Origin of the sequence: Citrobacter sp. B72 (assembly GCF_016894305.1) — a bacterium.
GTDB classification, from domain to species: domain Bacteria; phylum Pseudomonadota; class Gammaproteobacteria; order Enterobacterales; family Enterobacteriaceae; genus Citrobacter; species Citrobacter portucalensis.
Genome location: NZ_CP069801.1, coordinates 2,454,157 through 2,474,775, shown reverse-complemented (window position 1 = coordinate 2,474,775; position 20,619 = coordinate 2,454,157). Strand labels below are relative to the sequence as shown.

The 20,619-nt window shown below is 52.0% G+C and carries 17 protein-coding genes and 1 pseudogene; 8 read left to right on the top strand and 10 right to left on the bottom strand.

Translation table 11 applies throughout. The features are described from left to right. Nucleotides 1-38: 38 nt before the first annotated feature. Together JQN59_RS11810 and JQN59_RS11805 are read left to right on the top strand one after the other, a co-directional pair. Nucleotides 39-611 (top strand): flavin reductase family protein, encoded by a 573-nt coding sequence (locus JQN59_RS11810; protein WP_003833054.1) that lies wholly within the window; start codon nucleotides 39-41, stop codon nucleotides 609-611. A gap of 213 nt (nucleotides 612-824) precedes the next feature. Further along, on the top strand, nucleotides 825-2,801 hold the full coding sequence (locus tag JQN59_RS11805; RefSeq protein WP_057068212.1) for an alkyl/aryl-sulfatase: 1,977 nt from the start codon (nucleotides 825-827) through the stop codon (nucleotides 2,799-2,801). Nucleotides 2,802-2,838: 37 nt separating this feature from the next. On the opposite strand, the gene pptA is transcribed toward JQN59_RS11805, so the two are convergent. Both pptA and JQN59_RS11795 read right to left on the bottom strand, forming a co-directional pair. After that, a complete protein-coding gene (gene pptA / locus JQN59_RS11800; RefSeq protein WP_048214171.1) occupies nucleotides 2,839-3,066 on the bottom strand; it encodes a tautomerase PptA in 228 nt (75 codons plus the stop codon). A gap of 34 nt (nucleotides 3,067-3,100) precedes the next feature. Beyond that, a complete protein-coding gene (locus JQN59_RS11795; RefSeq protein ID WP_188110082.1) occupies nucleotides 3,101-4,105 on the bottom strand; it encodes a LacI family DNA-binding transcriptional regulator in 1,005 nt (334 codons plus the stop codon). A gap of 321 nt (nucleotides 4,106-4,426) precedes the next feature. Here JQN59_RS11795 and JQN59_RS11790 point away from each other — a divergent pair, with 321 nt between their 5' ends. Next, nucleotides 4,427-5,623, top strand: a complete 1,197-nt coding sequence (locus JQN59_RS11790) for an L-talarate/galactarate dehydratase (protein ID WP_032943493.1) — start codon at nucleotides 4,427-4,429, stop codon at nucleotides 5,621-5,623. Nucleotides 5,624-5,697: 74 nt separating this feature from the next. Beyond that, a complete protein-coding gene (locus JQN59_RS11785; RefSeq protein WP_149607242.1) occupies nucleotides 5,698-7,008 on the top strand; it encodes an MFS transporter in 1,311 nt (436 codons plus the stop codon). 69 nt (nucleotides 7,009-7,077) lie between these two features. On the opposite strand, the gene JQN59_RS11780 is transcribed toward JQN59_RS11785, so the two are convergent. Beyond that, nucleotides 7,078-7,695: a glutathione S-transferase family protein gene (locus tag JQN59_RS11780; protein ID WP_103014870.1), complete on the bottom strand. Its 618-nt coding sequence runs from the start codon at nucleotides 7,693-7,695 to the stop codon at nucleotides 7,078-7,080. Between the two features lie 112 nt (nucleotides 7,696-7,807). On the opposite strand from JQN59_RS11780, the gene JQN59_RS11775 reads away from it, so the two are divergent. Further along, entirely contained in the window at nucleotides 7,808-8,737 is a 930-nt protein-coding gene (locus JQN59_RS11775; RefSeq protein WP_149607243.1) for a LysR family transcriptional regulator, read from the top strand. Nucleotides 8,738-8,826: 89 nt separating this feature from the next. Next, entirely contained in the window at nucleotides 8,827-9,816 is a 990-nt protein-coding gene (locus tag JQN59_RS11770) for a zinc-dependent alcohol dehydrogenase family protein (RefSeq protein WP_149607244.1), read from the top strand. Between the two features lie 35 nt (nucleotides 9,817-9,851). Here JQN59_RS11770 and JQN59_RS11765 read toward each other — a convergent pair whose 3' ends face one another. The 6 genes and pseudogenes from JQN59_RS11765 to JQN59_RS11735 all read right to left on the bottom strand — a co-directional run bounded on the left by JQN59_RS11765 (nucleotide 9,852) and on the right by JQN59_RS11735 (nucleotide 16,468). Continuing rightward, the gene (locus JQN59_RS11765; RefSeq protein WP_149607245.1) at nucleotides 9,852-10,625 is read right to left on the bottom strand and encodes an amino acid ABC transporter ATP-binding protein; all 774 of its coding nucleotides are present in this window, start codon (nucleotides 10,623-10,625) and stop codon (nucleotides 9,852-9,854) included. Continuing rightward, nucleotides 10,609-11,535: an amino acid ABC transporter permease gene (locus JQN59_RS11760; protein WP_008784820.1), complete on the bottom strand. Its 927-nt coding sequence runs from the start codon at nucleotides 11,533-11,535 to the stop codon at nucleotides 10,609-10,611. The genes JQN59_RS11765 and JQN59_RS11760 overlap by 17 nt, the downstream gene beginning before the upstream one ends. A gap of 9 nt (nucleotides 11,536-11,544) precedes the next feature. Then, nucleotides 11,545-12,054: a GNAT family N-acetyltransferase gene (locus JQN59_RS11755; RefSeq protein WP_149607246.1), complete on the bottom strand. Its 510-nt coding sequence runs from the start codon at nucleotides 12,052-12,054 to the stop codon at nucleotides 11,545-11,547. Between the two features lie 10 nt (nucleotides 12,055-12,064). Continuing rightward, a pseudogene (locus JQN59_RS26960) lies at nucleotides 12,065-14,323 on the bottom strand (NtaA/DmoA family FMN-dependent monooxygenase). Nucleotides 14,324-14,348: 25 nt separating this feature from the next. Continuing rightward, nucleotides 14,349-15,470, bottom strand: a complete 1,122-nt coding sequence (locus JQN59_RS11740; RefSeq protein ID WP_048227597.1) for an amidohydrolase — start codon at nucleotides 15,468-15,470, stop codon at nucleotides 14,349-14,351. After that, nucleotides 15,470-16,468: an LLM class flavin-dependent oxidoreductase gene (locus tag JQN59_RS11735; RefSeq protein WP_149607248.1), complete on the bottom strand. Its 999-nt coding sequence runs from the start codon at nucleotides 16,466-16,468 to the stop codon at nucleotides 15,470-15,472. Before JQN59_RS11735 ends, JQN59_RS11740 begins: the two co-directional genes overlap by 1 nt. 515 nt (nucleotides 16,469-16,983) lie before the next feature. On the opposite strand from JQN59_RS11735, the gene JQN59_RS11730 reads away from it, so the two are divergent. After that, nucleotides 16,984-18,525, top strand: coding sequence for a methyl-accepting chemotaxis protein (locus JQN59_RS11730; RefSeq protein ID WP_149607249.1), 1,542 nt, complete (start codon nucleotides 16,984-16,986; stop codon nucleotides 18,523-18,525). Nucleotides 18,526-18,804: 279 nt separating this feature from the next. Next, nucleotides 18,805-20,247, top strand: coding sequence for an L-asparagine permease (gene ansP, locus JQN59_RS11725; protein ID WP_149607250.1), 1,443 nt, complete (start codon nucleotides 18,805-18,807; stop codon nucleotides 20,245-20,247). A gap of 41 nt (nucleotides 20,248-20,288) precedes the next feature. On the opposite strand, the gene JQN59_RS11720 is transcribed toward ansP, so the two are convergent. Further along, on the bottom strand, nucleotides 20,289-20,510 hold the full coding sequence (locus tag JQN59_RS11720) for a YgdI/YgdR family lipoprotein (RefSeq protein ID WP_003020157.1): 222 nt from the start codon (nucleotides 20,508-20,510) through the stop codon (nucleotides 20,289-20,291). Nucleotides 20,511-20,619 lie beyond the last annotated feature (109 nt).

Sequence of the window (20,619 nt, the reverse complement as noted above, 5' to 3'; positions counted from 1 at the left end):
TTTATTGTGGTGCGTTATCTCTCAGCCAAGGAGCATCCATGAGCCATTTTCGTCCGATCGAATTAAAACATGCCAGTCGGCTACTCAATCATGGCCCAACGATATTGATAACCAGCCGGGATGAGCATACCGAGCGGCGAAATGTGATGGCTGCGGCGTGGTCAATGCCCGTGGAATTTGAGCCGCCGCGGGTAGCAATTGTTGTTGATAAGACCGCCTGGTCGCGGGATCTCATTGAACGTAGCGGTAAATTCGGCATCGTTATTCCGGGTATCGCCGCCGTCAACTGGACCTGGGCCGTAGGCAGCGTTTCCGGTCGCGTGGAAGATAAATTCAACTGTTACGGCATTCCCGTGGTGCAAGGACCCGTGCTAGGTTTACCGCTGATAGAAGCGAAATGTCTGGCCTGGATGGAGTGTCGCCTGTTGCCAGCCACGGCGGCACAGGAAAAATATGACACTCTGTTTGGGGAAGTGGTCTCCGCTGCCGCTGATGAGCGAGCCTTCGTGGAAGGACGCTGGCAGTTTGATGATGGCAAGCTCAATACTCTGCATCACCTTGGGGCCGGAACGTTTATCTCCAGCGGGAAACGTATTATCGCAGGTGAATGATAGTATGCTAACGGATGGCAGTTCTGCTCTGTCATCCGCAACTGTTTTCTTAAAACCTCTGAAAAACCAGTTAGATAAATTACTCTGCCTTCCTTGCCTAATCATTCATGTGAATTATAGTTAATCTTGCACTAACTCAAATACCTAATCAAAACGCTATCCGTCAAAGCAGCATCCCCAACTGTACTTTTGAAGTGTCAGAGAGGTTTTACGATGCAACTTAATAGAATCGCACAAAGTTTTATACTTGCTGGGTTACTCACATCGTTTTCTGTTCCCCTTATGGCCGCTGAAGCCCCCAAAGACGCTACAGCCGCCACGCAACAAGCCAACAACGCGCTTTACAATCAACTGCCCTTCTCCGATAACACCGACTTTACCGACGCCCACAAAGGCTTTATCGCCCCACTCCCGCAGGACGTGATCAAGGGCGAGCAGGGAAATGTTATCTGGAATCCGCAGCAGTACGCGTTCATCAAAGAAGGCGATAAAGCCCCGGATACGGTAAACCCGAGCCTGTGGCGTCAATCTCAGTTGATCAACATCAGCGGGCTGTTTGAAGTAACGGATGGCGTTTACCAGATTCGTAACCTCGATCTGTCAAACATGACCATTATTGAAGGTAAAGAAGGCATCACCGTTGTTGACCCGCTGGTCTCGGCAGAAACGGCCAAAGTCGGGATGGATCTTTACTTTAAAAACCGCGGTAAAAAACCAGTTGTTGCAGTGATTTATACCCACAGCCACGTTGACCATTACGGCGGCGTACGCGGCGTTGTCGATGAAGCCGACGTTAAAGCGGGCAAAGTGAAAGTTTATGCGCCAGCCGGCTTTATGGAAGCCGCGGTCGCTGAGAATATCATGGCCGGTAACGTCATGAGCCGCCGCGCGAGCTACATGTACGGCAACCTACTCAAACCTGATGCCAAAGGCCAGGTCGGCGCGGGACTGGGAACCACGACCTCCGCGGGAACCGTTACCCTGATTGCGCCAACAAATATCATTGAGAAAGATGGACAAAAAGAGGTCATCGACGGCCTGACCTATGACTTCATGCTGGCCCCAGGTTCCGAAGCACCGTCGGAAATGCTGTGGTACATCGAAGAGAAGAAACTGATTGAATCCGCAGAAGATGTTACCCACACCCTGCACAACACCTACTCCCTGCGCGGAGCCAAAATTCGTGAGCCGCTGCCGTGGTCCAAATACATCAACGAAGCGATTGTGCGCTGGGGTGATAAAGCCGAAGTGCTGATGGCGCAGCACCACTGGCCAACCTGGGGTAATGACAAGGTGGTCAGCCTGCTGAAAAGTCAGCGCGATCTGTATCGTTACATCAACGACCAGACGCTACGCATGGCTAACGAAGGTCTGACCCGCGATGAAATCGCTGCCAACTTTAAGCTGCCGGACTCACTGGCACATACCTGGGCTAACCGCGGTTACTATGGTTCCGTGAGCCATGACGTAAAAGCGACCTATGTGCTCTATCTCGGCTGGTTTGACGGCAACCCGGCAACGCTGGATGAGCTGCCGCCGGAAGAGTCTGCGAAGAAATTTGTCGACTACATGGGTGGTGCGGACGCCATTTTGCAGAAAGCAAAAGCCGACTATGACCAGGGCAACTACCGCTGGGTGGCACAGGTGGTAAGCAAAGTCGTGTTTGCCGATCCGAATAACCAGGCTGCACGTAATCTGGAAGCAGATGCGCTTGAGCAACTGGGTTATCAGGCTGAATCCGGCCCGTGGCGTAACTTCTACCTGACCGGCGCGCAAGAGCTGCGTAACGGCGTGGTCAAAGGCCCAACCCCGAATACCGCCAGCCCGGATACCGTTCGTGCTATGACGCCGGAAATGTTCTTCGATTATCTGGCAGTGCATATTAACGGACAAAAAGCGGGTGATGCGAAGTCGGTGTTTAACATCGATCTTGGCAGTGATGGCGGTAAATATAAGCTTGAGCTGGAGAATGGCGTCCTGAACCATACCGCCAATGCCGAAGCGAAAGATGCCGACGCCACTATCACGCTAAATCGCGACACGCTGAACAAAATCATCCTCAAGGAAGTGACGCTGAAACAGGCACAAGACAGCGGTGACGTGAAGATAACCGGTGACGGCGCCAAGCTTGATGCCATGCTTGGCTATATGGATAAGTTCGAATTCTGGTTCAACATCGTTACACCATAAGCACAACGAAAACGGGCGGATTTCCGCCCGTTTTTTCTTACATACTGTAGCCAGGTTTTTTAATTAATCTCGCCATCTGCGGCGCAATTTCCTTATCCCACACGGCCTGCCACGCCTCTGGCTCAACTTCATTGAGCGCCACGCTGACTGAACTGTCTTTGCTTTGCAAATGACGAATAATAACCTCGGTAATATCCGCCGCCAGGGCGGTTTTCTGTTCGTCGGTAAGAGAGCGAGGAAAACATTTAATATCAACGTGCGGCATAGCAGATTCCTTATTGTTTTGGGTTGCAGGTAACTTATGCGGACTCTCGTTCTACCAGATGAAAACCGACATCAATAATATCGTCTTCACGCGGAATTTGTTCGATACGATCGGCAAGCAGTGAGGCAGCACGTTGCCCGATGGCCCGTCTGTCGACGCTGACGGTGGTGATGGCGGGCCGATTGCTGGCAGCAAAATCCAGATCGCCAAAACCGATTACCGCCAACTCTTGCGGCACGCGTATACCGCGACTTTCGGCCTCCATGATCGCCCCCTGGGCTAGCGTATCAGAGCTACAGACAATGACATCAAACTCGCGATCCGCCAATAGCTGCGTTAATCCAGAGCGTCCCAATGCCAGAGAGGCCGGAAGTGGGACGTCCACCTGTGCGTCAGCAGTAATACCATGACGACTCAACGCATCGCAAAGTCCTTGTTTACGCTGGCCTGCCCGGCGATCGGCAGTCCATAACAACCCCGGACGTCGATAGCCTTTATTCAGCAGATAGTCTGCCACCGCTTGCCCGACCTTTCCATGCGAAAAACCGACCAGCATATCGATGGGTGTTGGGGTTAAATCCCAGATTTCCACGACCGGGATGGCCGCATTAAGAATCACTTTTTTCAGCTCAGCGGTATGATGAATACCGGTGAGTACTACACCATCCGGGCGACGAGAAAGCAGCGTCGCCACCAGCTCTGCCTCAGTTTGCGGTGTATAACCCGACACGCAAAGCAAAATGTGGTATCCGCGTTCTGCCAGTTCATCACTTAATGACTGGATGGTATCGACAAACATATTGTTGTTAATTTGCGGAATAACCACGGCGATAAGCTTGCTGCGACGCGACGCCAGTCCCCCAGCCAGTGCGTTGGGAATATAGCCGGTGGCGCGCACCGCCTGCATCACTTTTTCAACCGTTTTCGGGCGCACCAGCTGCGGGGTATTCAACGCCCTGCTCACCGTCATGGGTGACAATCCCGCGGTACGGGCAACATCTTCCAGCGTGGGAGCGCGCGGTGGTTTGGGATTTTTCACTGTCGATGCCCTTGTCAAAAATTGCCGATTTATGCTGGCATTATTCATCATGATTTTGGCTATTGCCAGCGTCGATCGGTAATAACGCAGGGAAAACAGCAGCTTAGTTAATTAAGCTGCCATCCAAAATGATAGCGCAATCACAATGATTTGTGCATTTCTCCATAAAGTACTGGAATGTGACGTCGTTTATAATTTACCCCCCTTTTCTCTCTGAATTTGTGAGCAATTGTTCAAATCGCAGTCAATTCGCTGGCGCAGTGATTGCGCTATCATTTTTAATGTTAGCGCAATCATTTGTTATCACCAGGAGAGAACAATATGTCTTTAAGTGCCAATTCCGATGCCGTGACCTATGCCAAATCGGCTAACGCTAAAACCGCAGCAGAAACCGGTGACCGTATTGAATGGGTAAAACTGTCTCTGGCTTTCCTTCCTCTGGCAACACCCGTGAGCGATGCCAAAGTGCTCACCGGTCGCCAGAAACCGCTAACTGAAGTCGCCATAATCATCGCCGAGATCCGCAGCCGCGACGGGTTTGAAGGCGTGGGATTTAGTTACTCCAAGCGGGCTGGCGGCCAGGGAATCTATGCGCATGCCAAAGAAATTGCCGATAACCTGTTAGGCGAAGATCCAAACGACATTGACAAGATCTACACCAAACTGCTGTGGGCTGGCGCTTCCGTGGGGCGCAGCGGCATGGCGGTACAAGCCATCTCCCCTATCGATATCGCATTATGGGATATGAAAGCCAAGCGTGCAGGATTGCCGCTGGCAAAACTGCTTGGCGCGCATCGGGACTCCGTGCAGTGCTACAACACCTCCGGCGGATTCCTGCATACGCCGCTGGATCAGGTGCTAAAAAACGTGGTTATTTCCCGTGAAAACGGCATTGGTGGTATCAAACTCAAGGTTGGTCAGCCAAACTGCGCTGAGGATATTCGCCGCTTGACCGCGGTGCGTGAAGCGCTGGGGGATGACTTCCCGCTAATGGTCGATGCCAATCAGCAGTGGGATCGGGAAACCGCCATCCGTATGGGACGTAAAATGGAGCAGTTCAATCTAATCTGGATTGAAGAGCCGCTGGACGCCTACGATGTTGAAGGCCACGCCCAACTGGCCGCCGCGCTTGATACCCCGATTGCCACCGGTGAAATGCTGACCAGCTTCCGCGAACATGAACAGCTGATCCTCGGCAATGCCAGCGATTTTGTGCAGCCCGATGCACCGCGTGTGGGAGGGATTTCACCGTTCCTGAAAATTATGGACCTGGCGGCTAAACATGGTCGCAAGTTGGCTCCGCACTTCGCTATGGAAGTTCACCTGCATCTGTCCGCCGCTTATCCGCTTGAACCATGGCTGGAGCATTTCGAATGGCTGAACCCGTTATTTAACGAACAACTTGAGCTGCGCGATGGCCGGATGTGGGTTTCCGATCGTCACGGTCTGGGCTTCAGCATCAGCGAGCAGGCGCGCCGCTGGACGCAATTAACCTGCGAGTTTGGCAAACGTCCTTAATTAATTTGGCGGGTAAGCAATACCCGCCATCCTCCCCTACAAAAACGCTCTCAACCTTATGAAAGGAGTGGGTGATGAACACAATAATAAAGCGTACAAAAGTGCGTTACGGCATTCTGATATTTCTGTTTCTTGCGACCGTATTTAATTACGCCGATCGCGCGACGTTATCCGTCGTGGCGCCGATTATGAGCAAAGAATTAGGTTTTGATCCTGAAGCAATGGGGCTGGCCTTTTCTGCCTTCGGTATTTCTTATGTCATTATGCAACTACCCGGCGGCTGGCTGCTGGATCGCTATGGCTCGCGTCTGGTATACGGCTGCGCACTGATTGGCTGGTCGCTGGTCACTATGTTTCAGGGCACCATTTATCTGTACGCCAGCCCGCTTGTCGTATTGATTATCTTACGATTACTGATGGGTGCGATTGAAGCTCCGGCCTTTCCGGCCAACAGCCGATTAAGCGTGCAGTGGTTTCCTAATAACGAACGGGGCTTTGTTACCTCTGTCTATCAGGCCGCGCAATATATCTCGTTAGGGATTATTACACCGCTAATGACGATTATTTTGCATAATCTCAGTTGGCACTTTGTGTTTTATTACATTGGGGCAATAGGCGTTATTCTTGGCATCTTCTGGTTGGTCAAAGTCAGAGATCCAATGCATCATCCAAAGGTGAACCAGCAGGAAATTGACTATATTCGGGAAGGCGGTGGTGAACCGTCGCTGGGTAATAAAAAAGAACCACAGAAGATTACCTTTGCGAAAATTAAAAGCGTCTGCGTCAACCGCATGATGATTGGCGTATATATCGGACAGTTCTGCGTGACATCCATTACCTGGTTCTTCCTGACCTGGTTCCCTACTTATCTGTATCAGGCGAAAGGCATGTCGATCCTCAAAGTGGGGTTTGTCGCCAGTATCCCTGCCATTGCCGGTTTTATCGGTGGATTATTAGGCGGTGTTTTCTCCGACTGGCTTTTAAAGCGCGGCTACAGCCTGACGATTGCCCGTAAGCTGCCGGTTATCTGCGGAATGCTGCTTTCCTGCGTCATCGTTATCGCCAACTACACCTCGTCAGAATTTGTGGTGATCGCGGCGATGAGTCTGGCGTTTTTCGCCAAAGGTTTTGGCAATCTGGGATGGTGCGTACTTAGCGATACCTCGCCAAAAGAAGTGCTCGGTATTGCAGGTGGCGTTTTCAATATGTGCGGCAATATGGCCAGTATCATCACGCCACTGGTGATCGGCATCATTCTGGCGAATACCCAGTCTTTTGATTACGCCATTCTGTACGTCGGTTCGATGGGGCTGATCGGCCTGGTTTCCTATCTGTTTATCGTGGGTCCATTGGATCGTATTACGCTGACCCCTTCTGTCGCGTAATTTAAAACTTATGGCGATAGTTCGCCCGCTGTTCCGGGATTTGCACTCCTGCGGAACAGCGTTTTTTACTCAAATAATCTTATTGCTTTTCAGTACGGTACGCAGCCTCGGATGCTGACAAACCGCATCGGCGATGGCGCTAATATTCGGCGTGTTGTCCTGAAACCAGTCATGCCCTGGTCCCCAGGTGCGCATAACGGCAATGTAAATGTCCAGCAGTGTTAGCTGATCCCCCAATGCGTACGGCTCGGCGCTTAGCTGGTTGTTCAGCCACATATAGAGGGATTTACGGTACTCAATACAGTTCTTTTTCAACTGCGCCGGGGCGTCCGGTACCCATCGGTCAGGATAATCGGCATAGGTAAACGTGGGATAGACATTTGCCACCAACCATATCAGCAGACGCTGAAACTGCTGGCGTTCGGCGTGTCCAACGGGTGGTGAAAGTTCAGGGCGACGATCGAGGATCATCAGCGCGATCGCCGCCGTTTCCGTCATCACGCTGCCATTTTCCAGTACCAGCGTGGGCACCTGGCATAGCGGATTCATTGTTTTAAGCAACTCCCGCGAAGGACCATCGCTGTCAAAACCTTCCACATCAATAAAGCTGTAAGGGATCTCCGCCAGTGTGAGCATCACTTCACTGATGGCCGATCCCCAGCCCGGTACCCCATAGACCTTAATCATGCTGCAACCCCCAACGTTAAAACCCTAAGTGTAGAGCAGCATTCGGCAACCTATGCAGGCATGATTATTACTTTCATAATAACAATGGTCGAATACCGGGGGAGAATAAGCAATGCGTTCCAGTATGTTTGAATATATGACCATTTTTATACAGGTTGTTGAGCAAGGTGGATTTGCCAGAGCCGCAGATGTGTTACACCTGCACCGCCCTGCGGTGACCAAAGCTATCCAACATCTTGAAGACGACCTGGGGGCAAAGTTGCTTAACCGCACGACTCGTAAAGTGAGTCTGACAGAAGAAGGTGATGCCTTTTACCAACGCACAAAAATCCTGCTCAGTGACGTTGATGACATCATGGCTTCTTTTTCACCTGCCCGCCCGCCACGCGGAAAACTCAGGGTTAATGCACCTCTGTCGCTGGCGCACTCCGTGTTAGTTCCTGCGCTGAAAGATTTCCAGTCGCGATATCCTGACATCGAGATGGTACTCACCTCCACCGACCGTAGAATCGATATGCTTGCCGAAGGTATCGACTGCATGATCCGTATCGGCGAGTTACAAGACTCTTCCCTGATATCCAGGCGACTCGGTGAAGTAAAGATGGTGACCTGTGCGTCACCGGATTATTTGCAACAACATGGCGTACCGCAGACGCCAGAGGATTTATCCCGACACCAGGCACTTAACTTTTTCAGCGAGCGTCACCGCGAAGCGCTGGAGTGGACCTTCGTCAATAAAGGTAAAACCGAATCGTTCACCCCCGCAGGGCGGATAAGCGTTGATAACTCCGATATTCTGTTGACCGGCTGCTTATCTGGACTCGGCATTATACGTGGCGTTCATGCTGTCCTTGCTCCCTATCTTCAGTCAGGCCAGCTTGTTGAGGTGCTGGCCGATTATACCGGAGAATCAAAACCAGTTTCGGTGCTTTACCCGGACAGACGTCATCTCGCCCCTCGGGTTCGGGTATTCATTGACTGGTTATGCGAACTTTTTAGCCAACAAAAACCACGGATTCAGGGATTATTACAAAATAAGTAATAGTGAAGTTCCGCAACAGCGGTTTTTCACTCTCATCTGAGTCGTTAAATTGTGCAGACCCAATACAGAACAATTTACTGAGGTCTGCTATGTCTAAGGTCGTAGTTTTTAATCAAATTGGTGGCGCTGAAGTCCTGAAGATTCAGGAGATGCAGGTTCGCGCACCTGATGCAAACGAGGTTCAGATCCGCGTGCGGGCTATTGGTATCAACCGTGCGGAAGTTATGTACCGCACCGGACAGTATATTTACCAACCTAATTTCCCGGCGCGACTGGGTTATGAAGCTGCCGGAGTCATTGAATCAGTGGGAGACAACGTACGTGAGTTTGCACCTGGTGATTACGTTAGCGTCATCCCGGCATTCAGCTTTCATCAATATGGAATGTATGGTGAAGTCGTTAATGCCCCCGCTCACGCGGTCGTAAAGCATCCACAAAACCTAAGCTTTACCGAGGCTGCTGCCAGCTGGATGATGTATGTGACAGCTTTCGGTGCGCTGGTTGAATATGCGGATATTAAGCCCGGTGATAACGTGCTGATCAATGCTGCTTCCAGCAGCGTCGGACTGGCGGCAATTCAGATTGCTAACATGCGGGGAGCAAAACCGATTGCGATGACACGGACCAGTGAGAAACGTGATCAGTTGCTGCAACTGGGCGCGGCAGAGGTTATTGCAAGCCAGGAGCAGGATCTGGTGGCCGAGATTCAGCGGATTACTGAGGGTAAAGGAACCCGCGTGGTGTTCGATCCGGTCGGTGGCCCAGCGGTGGCAAAAATTGCCCAAGTGATGCCAGCCGGTGGGCTCTTTTTCCAGTATGGTTCGCTTGATTCACGTGACCTTTCTATCCCGGTCATTGAGATACTCGGTCGTCATCTGACCTTCCGCGGCTATGAGATTTTCGAAATCACCTCGGACGCAGAAAAACTTGCGCGGGCGAAACGGTTTATCTTTGAAGGATTGCAGTCTGGCCAGCTCAAGCCGCTGATTGATAAAACCTTTGCCTTTGATGATATCGTCGAAGCACATCAATACATGGAAGCCAACGGCCAGGTAGGCAAAATCGTCGTCACTGTATAACCCCTGTGCGGCACAGCCTTGTGCCGCAATGTGTCTCAAAGCACTTTCGACAAAAACTGCTGAGTGCGCGTGTGGCGTGGATGATTCAGCACTTGCTCGCTGCTGCCCTGCTCGACGATTTTGCCATCGACCATAAACACCACCTGATCCGCCACTTCCCGGGCGAAGCCAATCTCATGCGTTACCACAACTAGCGTGGTTCCCGACTTCGCCAGCGCTTTAATGACATCCAGTACTTCACCGACCAGTTCAGGATCCAGTGCAGATGTAGGCTCATCAAACAGCATGACGCGCGGATTTAACGCCAGCGCACGGGCAATAGCGATACGCTGCTGCTGACCTCCGGATAAGTGACGCGACCAGGCATCGGCTTTATTCCGTAACCCTACCGCATCAAGCAGAGTTAATGCCCGCTCGGTGGCGGTTTTACGCGTTGCCAGTCCGTGCGCAATGGGCGCTTCAATCAGATTCTCCAGAACCGTTAAGTGCGGGAACAGATTAAAGTTCTGGAACACATAGCCGACGTTAACGCGCTGGCGCAAAATTTCCGCCTCTTTCAGCTCATACAGCTTGTCTCCCTGCCGACGATAGCCAATGTAATCGCCATCGATTTGAATAAACCCCTCATCGACGCGTTCCAGATGGTTGATGGCCCGCAAGAGTGTGGATTTCCCTGAACCGGACGGGCCAAGAATAACCGTTACCGTACCGGGAGGGATCTCCAGCGACACATTATCCAGCGCTTTGTGGCGACCAAAGTATTTGCTAACGCCGGTAATAGAAATATGGCCTTCAGGCGAGCGGGACATGGACGGCCTCCTGCTGTGGACGTTGACGACTGCGTTTTTCTGCTCGACTCACCCGGGCTGTGTTGATCGCTGAACGTCGTTCGCTGCGTGCCAACGCACGTTCAACCAGGTGCTGAATTAACGACAGGACGCTGGTGATCACCAGATACCATACCGCACCCACCATCAGCAGCGGGATCACTTCCTGCGTGCGGTTATATATCATCTGGATGGTGTAGAACAGCTCCGGCATTGCCAGCACATATACCATCGCCGTCCCTTTCGCCAGGCTGATGATTTCATTGAATCCAGCAGGCAAAATGGTGCGCAGCGCCTGCGGCAGAATAATCCGCAGCGTACGTCGCCCTGCTGGTAAGCCCAGTGCTGCCGCTGCCTCGTACTGACCGTGATCGACCCCTAAAAATCCACCCCGAATAATTTCAGCGGTATAGGCGCTTTGCACCAGCGTCAGGCCAACCACCGCAGTGGAAAACTGACCGAGTACATTGATGGTCTCAAAACTTCCCCACTGAATGGGAGTAAACGGAATACCAATCGTCAACGTGTCGTACAGATAGGAGAAGTTGTACAAAACGATCAGCACCACAATCAGCGGTAACGAACGAAACAGCCAGATGTATCCCCATGCCAGACCGTTCAACAGCCAGGAAGATGAAAGCCGCGCCAACGCCAGCAGACCGCCGATGACAATACTCAACAGCGTCCCGATCAGCGTCAGTAACAGCGTTTGCCCGAGGCCGGACAAGATAACCGGATCAAAGAACCAGCGGGCAAACACGCTCCATTCCCAGCGCGGATTAAACGCCACGGACTGGAGAATTACCGCAAGGGCAAATAAGGCAATGACCGCGCCTACGGTACGCATGGGATAACGTGCCGGTACGACTCTAATGCTATCTGTCGTTTTCATTTTCTCTCCTCAGGCGATTCTGGCCTGACCGGCAATAGTCAGCAGTTTGGTAAAGCGCAGCCGTCCATCAAACGGCGGCAGGCTGTACTCTTCGGGATCGCGCGTCGTATCAAATTGCGGATCGTAGCCCTGGCTTAAATAAAGTCTGACGGCCTCCGGCTGGCGAAATCCCGTGGTCAGATAAATCCGGCTGTAGCCTGCGAGCAGCGCTCTACGTTCCAGTTCCTGCACCACGCGCGCCGCCAGCCCCTGCTGACGCAGGCTGTTTTTTGTCCAGATGCGCTTAATCTCGGCGGTATCTTTATCGTAAGGTTTGTAAGCCCCGGTGGCGATAATTTCGCCGCGGCGCTCCAGTACCACAAAAAGTCCCTGCGGTGCCAGATACCATTCGGTCAGTTCCACTTCAGCGTCGCGAGAAAAGTAATCGCCATAGCGGGCGGCATATTCACCGAACAGACCGTTCAAAATGGGCTGCAGCTCGCTGGCTTCCGGTGAGAGCACGCGAAATTGATCGCTCACGATGACCTCCTTAGTCGCCTAAACCGGCCGGGTTGATTTCAGATTGTGGAATTCGTTCCACCCCTTCTCCCCAGCGATTCAGCACCTTGTCATAGTCGCCGTTGCCAATCACGCCGTTGAGGGCGGTTTGTACCGGCAGAACCAGGCCGCTGTCTTTTTTCAGCGTCACAGCGATATGTGCCGCTTTTGGCCAACCGCCATCAACGCTACCCACTAATTGCGTTTTACCGTTAAGTGCAGCTTTCCACGCGCCGATTACATTAGGACCGAAGTACGCATCGGCGCGGCCCGACTGTAGGGCCAGGGTTTGCGCGGCATCATCTTTGGTATACACCGGCGTAAACGGCTGTAACCCTTTCTTCACGTTCTCATCGTTCCAGGCCAACAGAATGGCTTCCTGGTTAGTCCCCGAACCGACGATAATGCGTAGTCCTGCGATATCTTCCGCCTGCTCGATTTTCTTCAGCTTGCTACCGGTTTTGACATAAAAGCCAAGAGAGTCCTTCCGATACGTCGCGAAATCGAATTTTTCTTTGCGTGCTTTGGTGACGGTAATATTGCTGATCGCGGCATCGTATTTGCCGGAAGTGACGCCCAGCGGCCAGTCTTCCCATGACGTAGGAACAACGTTGAGTTCCAGTCCCAGACTGTCAGCCACCAGACGCGCGATGTCCGCCTCGCTGCCGATCAACGTCTTATTGTCATCGGCAAAAACGGTCAGCGGTGGCTGGCTGAGCCCGGCAATCGCCACGGTGAATTTGCCCGGTACGGCCAGGTGCAAGTTTGCGGGCAACTGCGCGATCGCCTGCGGGTTTTTTGCTGTATTGATTGGCGCTTTATTGGCTTCCAGGCTTACGCCGGTGCCGTTAATCGTCACCTCATTTGCCCAAACGGTCGCGCTGAAAGCCAGTGACAGCGCGAGAAATACTGATTTTTTCTGCATAGCGTTTTTCTCTTATTGTGTGAATTGATTTGCAGGTGTCGCTAATCCCAGGCTTGCGCGCAGGGTCGTACCGGGATATTCATGGCGGAACAGGCCGCGCGCCTGAAGCACAGGGACAACCTGTTCGACAAAACGCGGGAAGGTATCCGGCGTGCCACCCTGGATGATAAAACCGTCTGCGGCTTTTTCGTCGAACCACTGCTGCAGGCCGTCGGCAACCTGTTGTGGCGTGCCGCTGAAACGCGGACGTGGACTGGCCGCTTCCAGAGCAACCTGACGAAGTGTTAAACCACGCTCGCGTGCGTTGCGTTTGATCTCATCAGTCGTACTGCGAAAGCTGTTTTGTCCGAGAGAGCCCAGATCCGGGAACGGTGCGTCCAGCGGATATTGGGCAAAATCATGATGTTCAAAGTAGCGGCCAAGATAGTTCAGCGCGTCAGTAACGGAGACCAGCGCAGCGGTAGTCTGATACTGCTGCTCAACGTCTTCTGCGCTGTCGCCAACAATAACGCTGACGCCCTGGAATATATGCAGTTGATCGGGATGTCGTCCGGCGACTTCCAGCTGGCTTTTTACATCCTGATAGAACGCTTTAGCCTCTGCCAGCGACTCCTGATGGGTAAAAATGGCATCAGCATGCTGCGCCGCTAATTTCTTGCCATCTGCTGAAGCGCCCGCCTGAAATATAATCGGACGGCCTTGTGGTGTACGCCCAATATTTAATGGCCCAGCGACCTGGAAATAATCTCCATGATGGTTAAGCGTATGCAGCTTTTGCGGATTAAAAAATTCTCCACTTGTTTTATTACGGGTGAAAGCATCTTCTTCCCAGGAATCCCACAGCCCTTTCACTACCTGTAAATATTCATCGGCAATACGATAACGCTGGGCATGCTCTGGATGCTGAGCGCGAGAATAGTTTTTTGCCGATCCTTCCAGAGGCGACGTCACCACGTTCCAACCCGCGCGTCCCTGGCTGAGATGGTCCAGGCTAGCGAACTGCCGTGCGGTCGTAAACGGCTCGCTGTATGATGTGGACACCGTGCCAACCAGCCCCAGATTCTGGGTGATACTGGCCAAAGCGGATAATACTGTCAGCGGCTCAAAACGATTTAAAAAGTGCGGGATTGATTTTTCATTAATATACAGACCATCGGCGACAAAAATAAAATCCAGCTTCCCTTTTTCCGCAATAAGCGCCGTCTCTTTGACAAAATCAAAATTAATACTGGCATCAGCCTGAGCCACCGGATGGCGCCATGCGGACATATTTCCCGATGCGCCATGTAGAATAGTGCCGAGCCGTAGTTGCCGATTTTCAGCCATAATAACCCCTACCCAACAGGTAAACTTAAAGGTGTGCGAATGCCGTTTTTGCTAACTGCGCAAAGTAGTGCGCGGCAGGTTCAATTAAACGCTCGTCCGGATTGAATCCCGGGTGATGTAATCCGTATTCACTGGCGCTGCCAATACTGACAAATGCGCCAGGCGTATTTTGCAGGTAGACGGCAAAATCCTCTCCGCCCATATGCAGGTCGGCATGGTGGGTGGTATAGCCTGACTGTTTCGCCACCGCGGTGGCAATATCGGCCCAACGATCATCATTTACCAACGCGGTTGGTCCCGCATGCCAGATTACGTCGATTTGTGCGCCAAAGGCGTGGGCAAATCCGGCGGCAATGTCATTAACCCGAGCCTTAACCTGCTGCTGTACCTGGGTTCGGTGCGTTCTGAGTGTCCCTTCCAGCTCAACGGACTCCGGCAGAACGTTCCATGTGTTTCCTCCCTGAATACGGGTCACGCTGAGCACCACCGAATCCAGCGTGTTAACGTCGCGACTGGCAACGCTTTGCAGCACCGTTACCAGTTGGCTGGCGAGCAGGATGGCATCCTTACCTTCATGCGGACGCGCCGCATGTGCGCCCTTGCCATTAATGCGCAGTACGAAGCGATCGACATTGGCATAAAATGCGCCGCCGCGTGTGGCAAATTCGCCCACCGGCAAACCGGGCTCATTGTGCATACCGAAAATAGCCGCTACGTTTTGCAGCGCACCGGCGCGGATCAACGTTTTTGCGCCGCCGAAACTCTCTTCAGCTGGCTGGAACAAAATACGGACTCGCCCCGGTAAGGTTATTTCCTGCTGTTTTAGCAGCAGTGCTGCACCAAGCATGACGCTGGTATGGACGTCATGCCCGCAGGCATGCATCACGCCCGGCGTGAGTGAACGAAACGGAACGTCGGCGCTTTCTTCTATCGGTAGCGCGTCGATATCCGCCCGCAGCGCGATGACATCTTCTCCTTGACCAATTTCCGCTACCAGACCGGTTTTCAGCTCGAACGGCAGAATGTCGACGTCCGCAGCGTGCAACCAGGCGTGAATGCGTGCCGTGGTTGCTTCCTCCTGCAGGGAAAGCTCCGGATGCTGATGTAGTTCACGACGCCAGTCGATCAGCGTTGAGCCGAGAGTCATCAGAGCACCTCCACGGCGTTATGGGCTTGCGCCAACAAACGCAGCGATGTCAGACGCGCATGCCCTTGCGCCACTGGCGTGTCGATAATGAACTCGTCAATGCCAAATTGCGTATGCAGAGCATTCAGCTTTGCCATCACCTCCTGAGCGGTACCATATAGCAACGCCTGCTCACGACGCGCGATTTTGCGTGGTGGGCTGCCAGACTGAGCGGCAAACGCCAGCGCCTGTTCTTCGCTGGCTACCGTGACACGTTGACCATCTTCCAGCTCCACGCCCCAGATTTGTACGTTTTCCGCCAGTTGCGCAGCGGTGTCGTAACTGTCAGCCACAATTACCTGCACGGCGACTATCGTCGGGCGTGCACTGTTTCTCTGCCAGAAGGACAAAACGTCATGCAATAACGCTTTGTCACCATTGAGGTGAGCTGCGAAGATGAAATCCCAGTCGGATTGCGCTGCTAACTGCGCGCTTTGCACACTGGCTCCCAGTACAAACTTTTCCGGTGAAATCGGTGGAATTGGCGTCGGGAATACCGTTTCCCCGCTTTCCGTTCCGCTCAGCGCCAGCCAATCGTTAAGCAAAGAAAGCTGGTCGGCAAAACTGCCTTTTTCTTCCTGATGCAGCCCATGCTGTAACGCCTGGGTCGACAGCGGTAAGCCGCCAGGGGCTTTCCCTACGCCGAGATCGACACGTCCAGGAGCCAGCGATGCCAGAAGATTGAAGTTTTCCGCCACTTTGTACGGGCTGTAATGTTGCAGCATTACGCCGCCGGAACCTACGCGGATATGCTGGGTTTGCCCGAGGATCCAGGCGATCACCAGCTCCGGCGATGGGCTGGCCAGCTGTGCCGTATTATGGTGTTCCGCGATCCAGAAACGATGGTACCCCCACTCTTCTGCCAGTTGCGCCAGGCGCAACGTACGGGAAAGCGCGGTCGCGGCAGTTTCACCTTCCCCGATGGGGCTTTTATCCAGAATACTCAGGCGATATGACATGTTACGAGCCTATGTTTGTTAACATGTCTTTATTATTAATTTATCAAATAGCCATACTGAAACATTTAATTCACATTTGCTCAGCTAAAAAGTAGATAACAACCCCTGTCGCTGCCAGGGTTAAAATTTGGATCGCCCAGTACAGGTCGTAACGCTCAACTGAAAAATACCCGCAATTAATAGCCTACAAAATATAATAGGGTCGTTGGCATCACGGTAATAACATCAAAATCATTTGATGCCAGTTTTCTTTTTACGAAAAGGTTTTTTAACGCGATTTACGTTAAGTCAGTTTAAACGACTTGTCACGTTATACGCTTGTATTAATTGTTTCACTTTTATGACACAGGATGAATGATGTACATAGAAATTTTTATTTTAACTACTTCCACAGAATTGATGATTAGTAGAGAATGCAACGTTTCTTATTAAAACGGTTTAAAACAGATTTTAATATCCCCCGATTTTATTGCGGGGATTTTTGTATGGATTATACATAGCACCATGGGACCTCTATGAAAAGTAACATGCCCGTTACACAAATTGAGCACGCACTTAACGATAAAGCGACGCTGCTTTCTACGACGGATAAAGAAAGTCATATTACCTACGCCAACTCCGCGTTTATTGATGCCAGCGGATTTAACGAACAGCAGTTAATGGGCGAACCACATAATATTATTCGCCATCCCGATATGCCTCCCGCGGCGTTCGCCGATATGTGGTACACGCTACAGCAGGGAGACAGCTGGACGGGGATGGTGAAAAACCGTCGAAAAAATGGCGACCATTACTGGGTTCGCGCCAACGTTACGCCGGTCTGGCACAATGAAAAACTCACCGGCTACATCTCGGTGCGTACCGTTCCTTCGCGCGATGAAATAACTCAAAGCGAAAGCTTATATCAAAAAATTAATAATCAGCAGCTTAAAGGGTTTCGTCTTTTTAAAGGTATTTTCATTCGTCGCGGAATATTGTCATGGGCATCAATGTTTAAATGGCTGAGCATTAGCCAGCGCGTCAATTATTCTTTAGGGGTAATCGCCCTGCTCGCTGTGCTATTTCTCTTCACTCCTGTTAATCCATTTATTCAGGCGGGAGGGTTATTGTTCTTATTTCTGATGCTTGCTATTTACCTTAAGTATCAAATTTGTCAGCCAGTTAATACGCTACTGACGCAAATGAAGAAAGTGGTATCCGGGAGAAAACCTGATAACTGTCATTTAAATCGGGTGGATGAGATCGGAATGCTGATGCGTCTGGTTAATCAGTCCGGGCTTAATCTGAATTCCCTGGTCGATGATGTCAGTACGCAAATATCCGGTATTCGCGCCATCAGTCAGCGGGTATCAAAAGAAGGTACGGCGCTGCACAAGCGTTCAGAAGAAACCTCCGCCGACCTGCAACAAACCGCTGCCGCCATTGAAGAAATTGGTAGCGCGGTACAGCAAACTGCTGAGACTGCAGCTCATACTATGACCATGGCCGATAAAACCAGCGCCAATGCGGCAGAAGGCGGCGATATTATGAAACAAACTATCGCCATGATGCAGGCGATATCGCGTGACAACGGGCAGATAGTCGACATCATCGGCGTTATCGACAGTATTGCTTTCCAGACTAATATTCTGGCGCTCAATGCCGCGGTTGAAGCCGCGCGAGCCGGGGAGTCCGGGCGTGGTTTTGCCGTTGTGGCGGCAGAGGTCCGTAATCTGGCGCAGCACTCGGCGTCGGCAGCAAAAGAGATCAAACAGCTGATTGAGAAGAATGTCGCTAACGTTAACAGCGGCGTCAAAATGGTGGAGCAAACGGAAACACATCTCACTGGGATGATTGGCGACGTCCTGCAGATGTCGATGATGATCAAAGATATTAGTCTGGCGACGCGTGAGCAAACCCAGGCGCTGGATCTGATTAACGATTCGATTTCACGCGTTGGCACCATGACACACAATAACGCCGAGATGGTGGAGCGTGTCACCGATGCTACCGCCGATCTGACTCAACGTTCATCGCGCTTACAGCAGGCCGTTCAGGTCTTTGGCGTATCAGCATAACCTTACAGCGCTTATCGGGTGAATGTCTCGATAAGCGCACACCTATCTACGTATTTACGCCCTTCTCTTTTATTGGCTGAATCGAGGCCACACCGCGCCAGTGCTGGCTGTACAAAAATGCTGAATTCTTGTTATCGGGGCTTTGCGGAACCGAACAATTGAATGTAGGATGCTCGGCCGGCAGTTTTCCCCGTAACACAATGAAGGGTAACGCTGTTTTCGCCGCAACTGGTGCGGCAAAAAGGATTTTGTATTTTTGTCAGGTCAACAGGAAAAGTAATGAACACAAACAACATGCAAGCCGCGGAACAACATGCGGCGAAACGACGCTGGTTGAATGCCCACGAAGAGGGGTATCACAAAGCGATGGGGAATCGACAGGTACAAATGATCGCCATTGGTGGCGCAATTGGTACCGGGTTGTTTTTAGGGGCTGGCGCACGCTTGCAAATGGCGGGTCCTGCTTTGGCGCTGGTCTATCTGGTGTGCGGTATTTTTTCGTTCTTTATACTGCGCGCGCTTGGTGAACTGGTTTTACATCGCCCTTCCAGCGGCAGCTTTGTCTCCTACGCCCGTGAATTTTTAGGTGAGAAAGCCGCCTATGTGGCTGGCTGGATGTACTTCATCAACTGGGCGATGACCGGTATTGTCGATATCACCGCGGTGGCGTTGTATATGCATTACTGGGGCGCATTTGGTGATGTACCGCAGTGGGTGTTCGCCCTCGGGGCGCTGGCCATTGTTGGCACCATGAACATGATCGGCGTGAAGTGGTTCGCGGAGATGGAGTTTTGGTTTGCGCTGGTCAAAGTGCTGGCGATTGTGATTTTCCTGGTGGTGGGTACCGTCTTTTTAGGCACTGGAAAGCCGCTGGATGGTAACGCCACCGGTTTTCACCTGATCACCGACAACGGTGGATTCTTCCCACATGGTCTGCTTCCCGCGCTGGTACTGGTTCAGGGGGTAGTTTTTGCGTTTGCCTCCATTGAACTGGTGGGCACCGCTGCTGGAGAATGCAAAGATCCGCAAACCATGGTGCCAAAAGCGATCAATAGCGTTATCTGGCGTATTGGTCTGTTCTATGTGGGTTCTGTCGTGCTGCTGGTTCTGTTACTGCCGTGGAATGCCTATCAGGCGGGGCAAAGCCCGTTTGTTACCTTCTTCTCCAAACTGGGCGTGCCGTATATCGGCAGTATCATGAATATTGTGGTGCTCACCGCGGCGCTTTCCAGCCTTAACTCTGGGCTGTATTGCACCGGGCGTATTTTACGTTCCATGTCGATGGGCGGATCGGCGCCTAAATTCATGGCTAAAATGAGCCGTCAGCAGGTACCCTGGGCTGGGATCCTCGCCACGTTGGTCGTCTATGTCGTCGGGGTATTTCTGAACTATCTGGTACCGTCGCAGGTGTTTGAGATCGTGTTGAACTTCGCGTCGTTGGGCATTATTGCGTCGTGGGGCTTTATCATGGTCTGTCAGATGCGTCTGCGTCGGGCCATAAAAGAAGGTAAAACGGCAGACGTCAGCTTTAAACTGCCGGGCGCTCCGTTTACCTCATGGCTCACGCTGCTGTTCTTGCTGAGCGTGCTGGTGCTGATGGCGTTTGACTATCCAAACGGCACCTACACCATCGCGTCATTACCGTTGATTGCCATCCTGCTGGTTGCAGGCTGGTTCGGCGTGCGTAAACGCGTCGCGGAAATCCACCGCACCGCGCCGTAATGGCTGAAGGCCTGACTGGTTAACCCTTCAGGCCTTCATTTTTAGTTCGCTTCAATCAACTGCGCTACATCATTGCTGTTAATTTCCCGCGCATTTCCATCCTGATCGGTATAGCTGGTCATTCCCGTATCTTTATCCAGTTTTGGCTTACCCTGGGTGGTGATGGTTTGTCCACTTTTGGTCGTCATGACGTAATCGGTGGTGCATCCTGCAAGGGTAAAGAGCATTACGCCTGCACAAAGACAGATAAATGGCTTTTTCATGGTATTCCCGTGTTATTCAGTTAGCCGTTGAGGGCGTAGTGTAAGTCCCTGAAGTGGCTCGGGCTACTGGCGGGGTGTAACGAGGCGTATCGTGGGGTTTAGAGAAATG

Coding starts and splice junctions, on each gene's coding strand:
- JQN59_RS11785 (WP_149607242.1), top strand. CDS start 5,698: ATGAACACAATAATAAAGCGTACAAAAGTGCGTTACGGCATTCTGATA.
- ansP (WP_149607250.1), top strand. CDS start 18,805: ATGAACACAAACAACATGCAAGCCGCGGAACAACATGCGGCGAAACGA.
- JQN59_RS11775 (WP_149607243.1), top strand. CDS start 7,808: ATGCGTTCCAGTATGTTTGAATATATGACCATTTTTATACAGGTTGTT.
- JQN59_RS11780 (WP_103014870.1), bottom strand. CDS start 7,695: ATGATTAAGGTCTATGGGGTACCGGGCTGGGGATCGGCCATCAGTGAA.
- JQN59_RS11720 (WP_003020157.1), bottom strand. CDS start 20,510: ATGAAAAAGCCATTTATCTGTCTTTGTGCAGGCGTAATGCTCTTTACC.
- JQN59_RS11730 (WP_149607249.1), top strand. CDS start 16,984: ATGAAAAGTAACATGCCCGTTACACAAATTGAGCACGCACTTAACGAT.
- JQN59_RS11760 (WP_008784820.1), bottom strand. CDS start 11,535: ATGAAAACGACAGATAGCATTAGAGTCGTACCGGCACGTTATCCCATG.
- JQN59_RS11765 (WP_149607245.1), bottom strand. CDS start 10,625: ATGTCCCGCTCGCCTGAAGGCCATATTTCTATTACCGGCGTTAGCAAA.
- JQN59_RS11740 (WP_048227597.1), bottom strand. CDS start 15,470: ATGACTCTCGGCTCAACGCTGATCGACTGGCGTCGTGAACTACATCAG.
- JQN59_RS11805 (WP_057068212.1), top strand. CDS start 825: ATGCAACTTAATAGAATCGCACAAAGTTTTATACTTGCTGGGTTACTC.
- JQN59_RS11790 (WP_032943493.1), top strand. CDS start 4,427: ATGTCTTTAAGTGCCAATTCCGATGCCGTGACCTATGCCAAATCGGCT.
- JQN59_RS11770 (WP_149607244.1), top strand. CDS start 8,827: ATGTCTAAGGTCGTAGTTTTTAATCAAATTGGTGGCGCTGAAGTCCTG.
- pptA (WP_048214171.1), bottom strand. CDS start 3,066: ATGCCGCACGTTGATATTAAATGTTTTCCTCGCTCTCTTACCGACGAA.
- JQN59_RS11735 (WP_149607248.1), bottom strand. CDS start 16,468: ATGTCATATCGCCTGAGTATTCTGGATAAAAGCCCCATCGGGGAAGGT.
- JQN59_RS11810 (WP_003833054.1), top strand. CDS start 39: ATGAGCCATTTTCGTCCGATCGAATTAAAACATGCCAGTCGGCTACTC.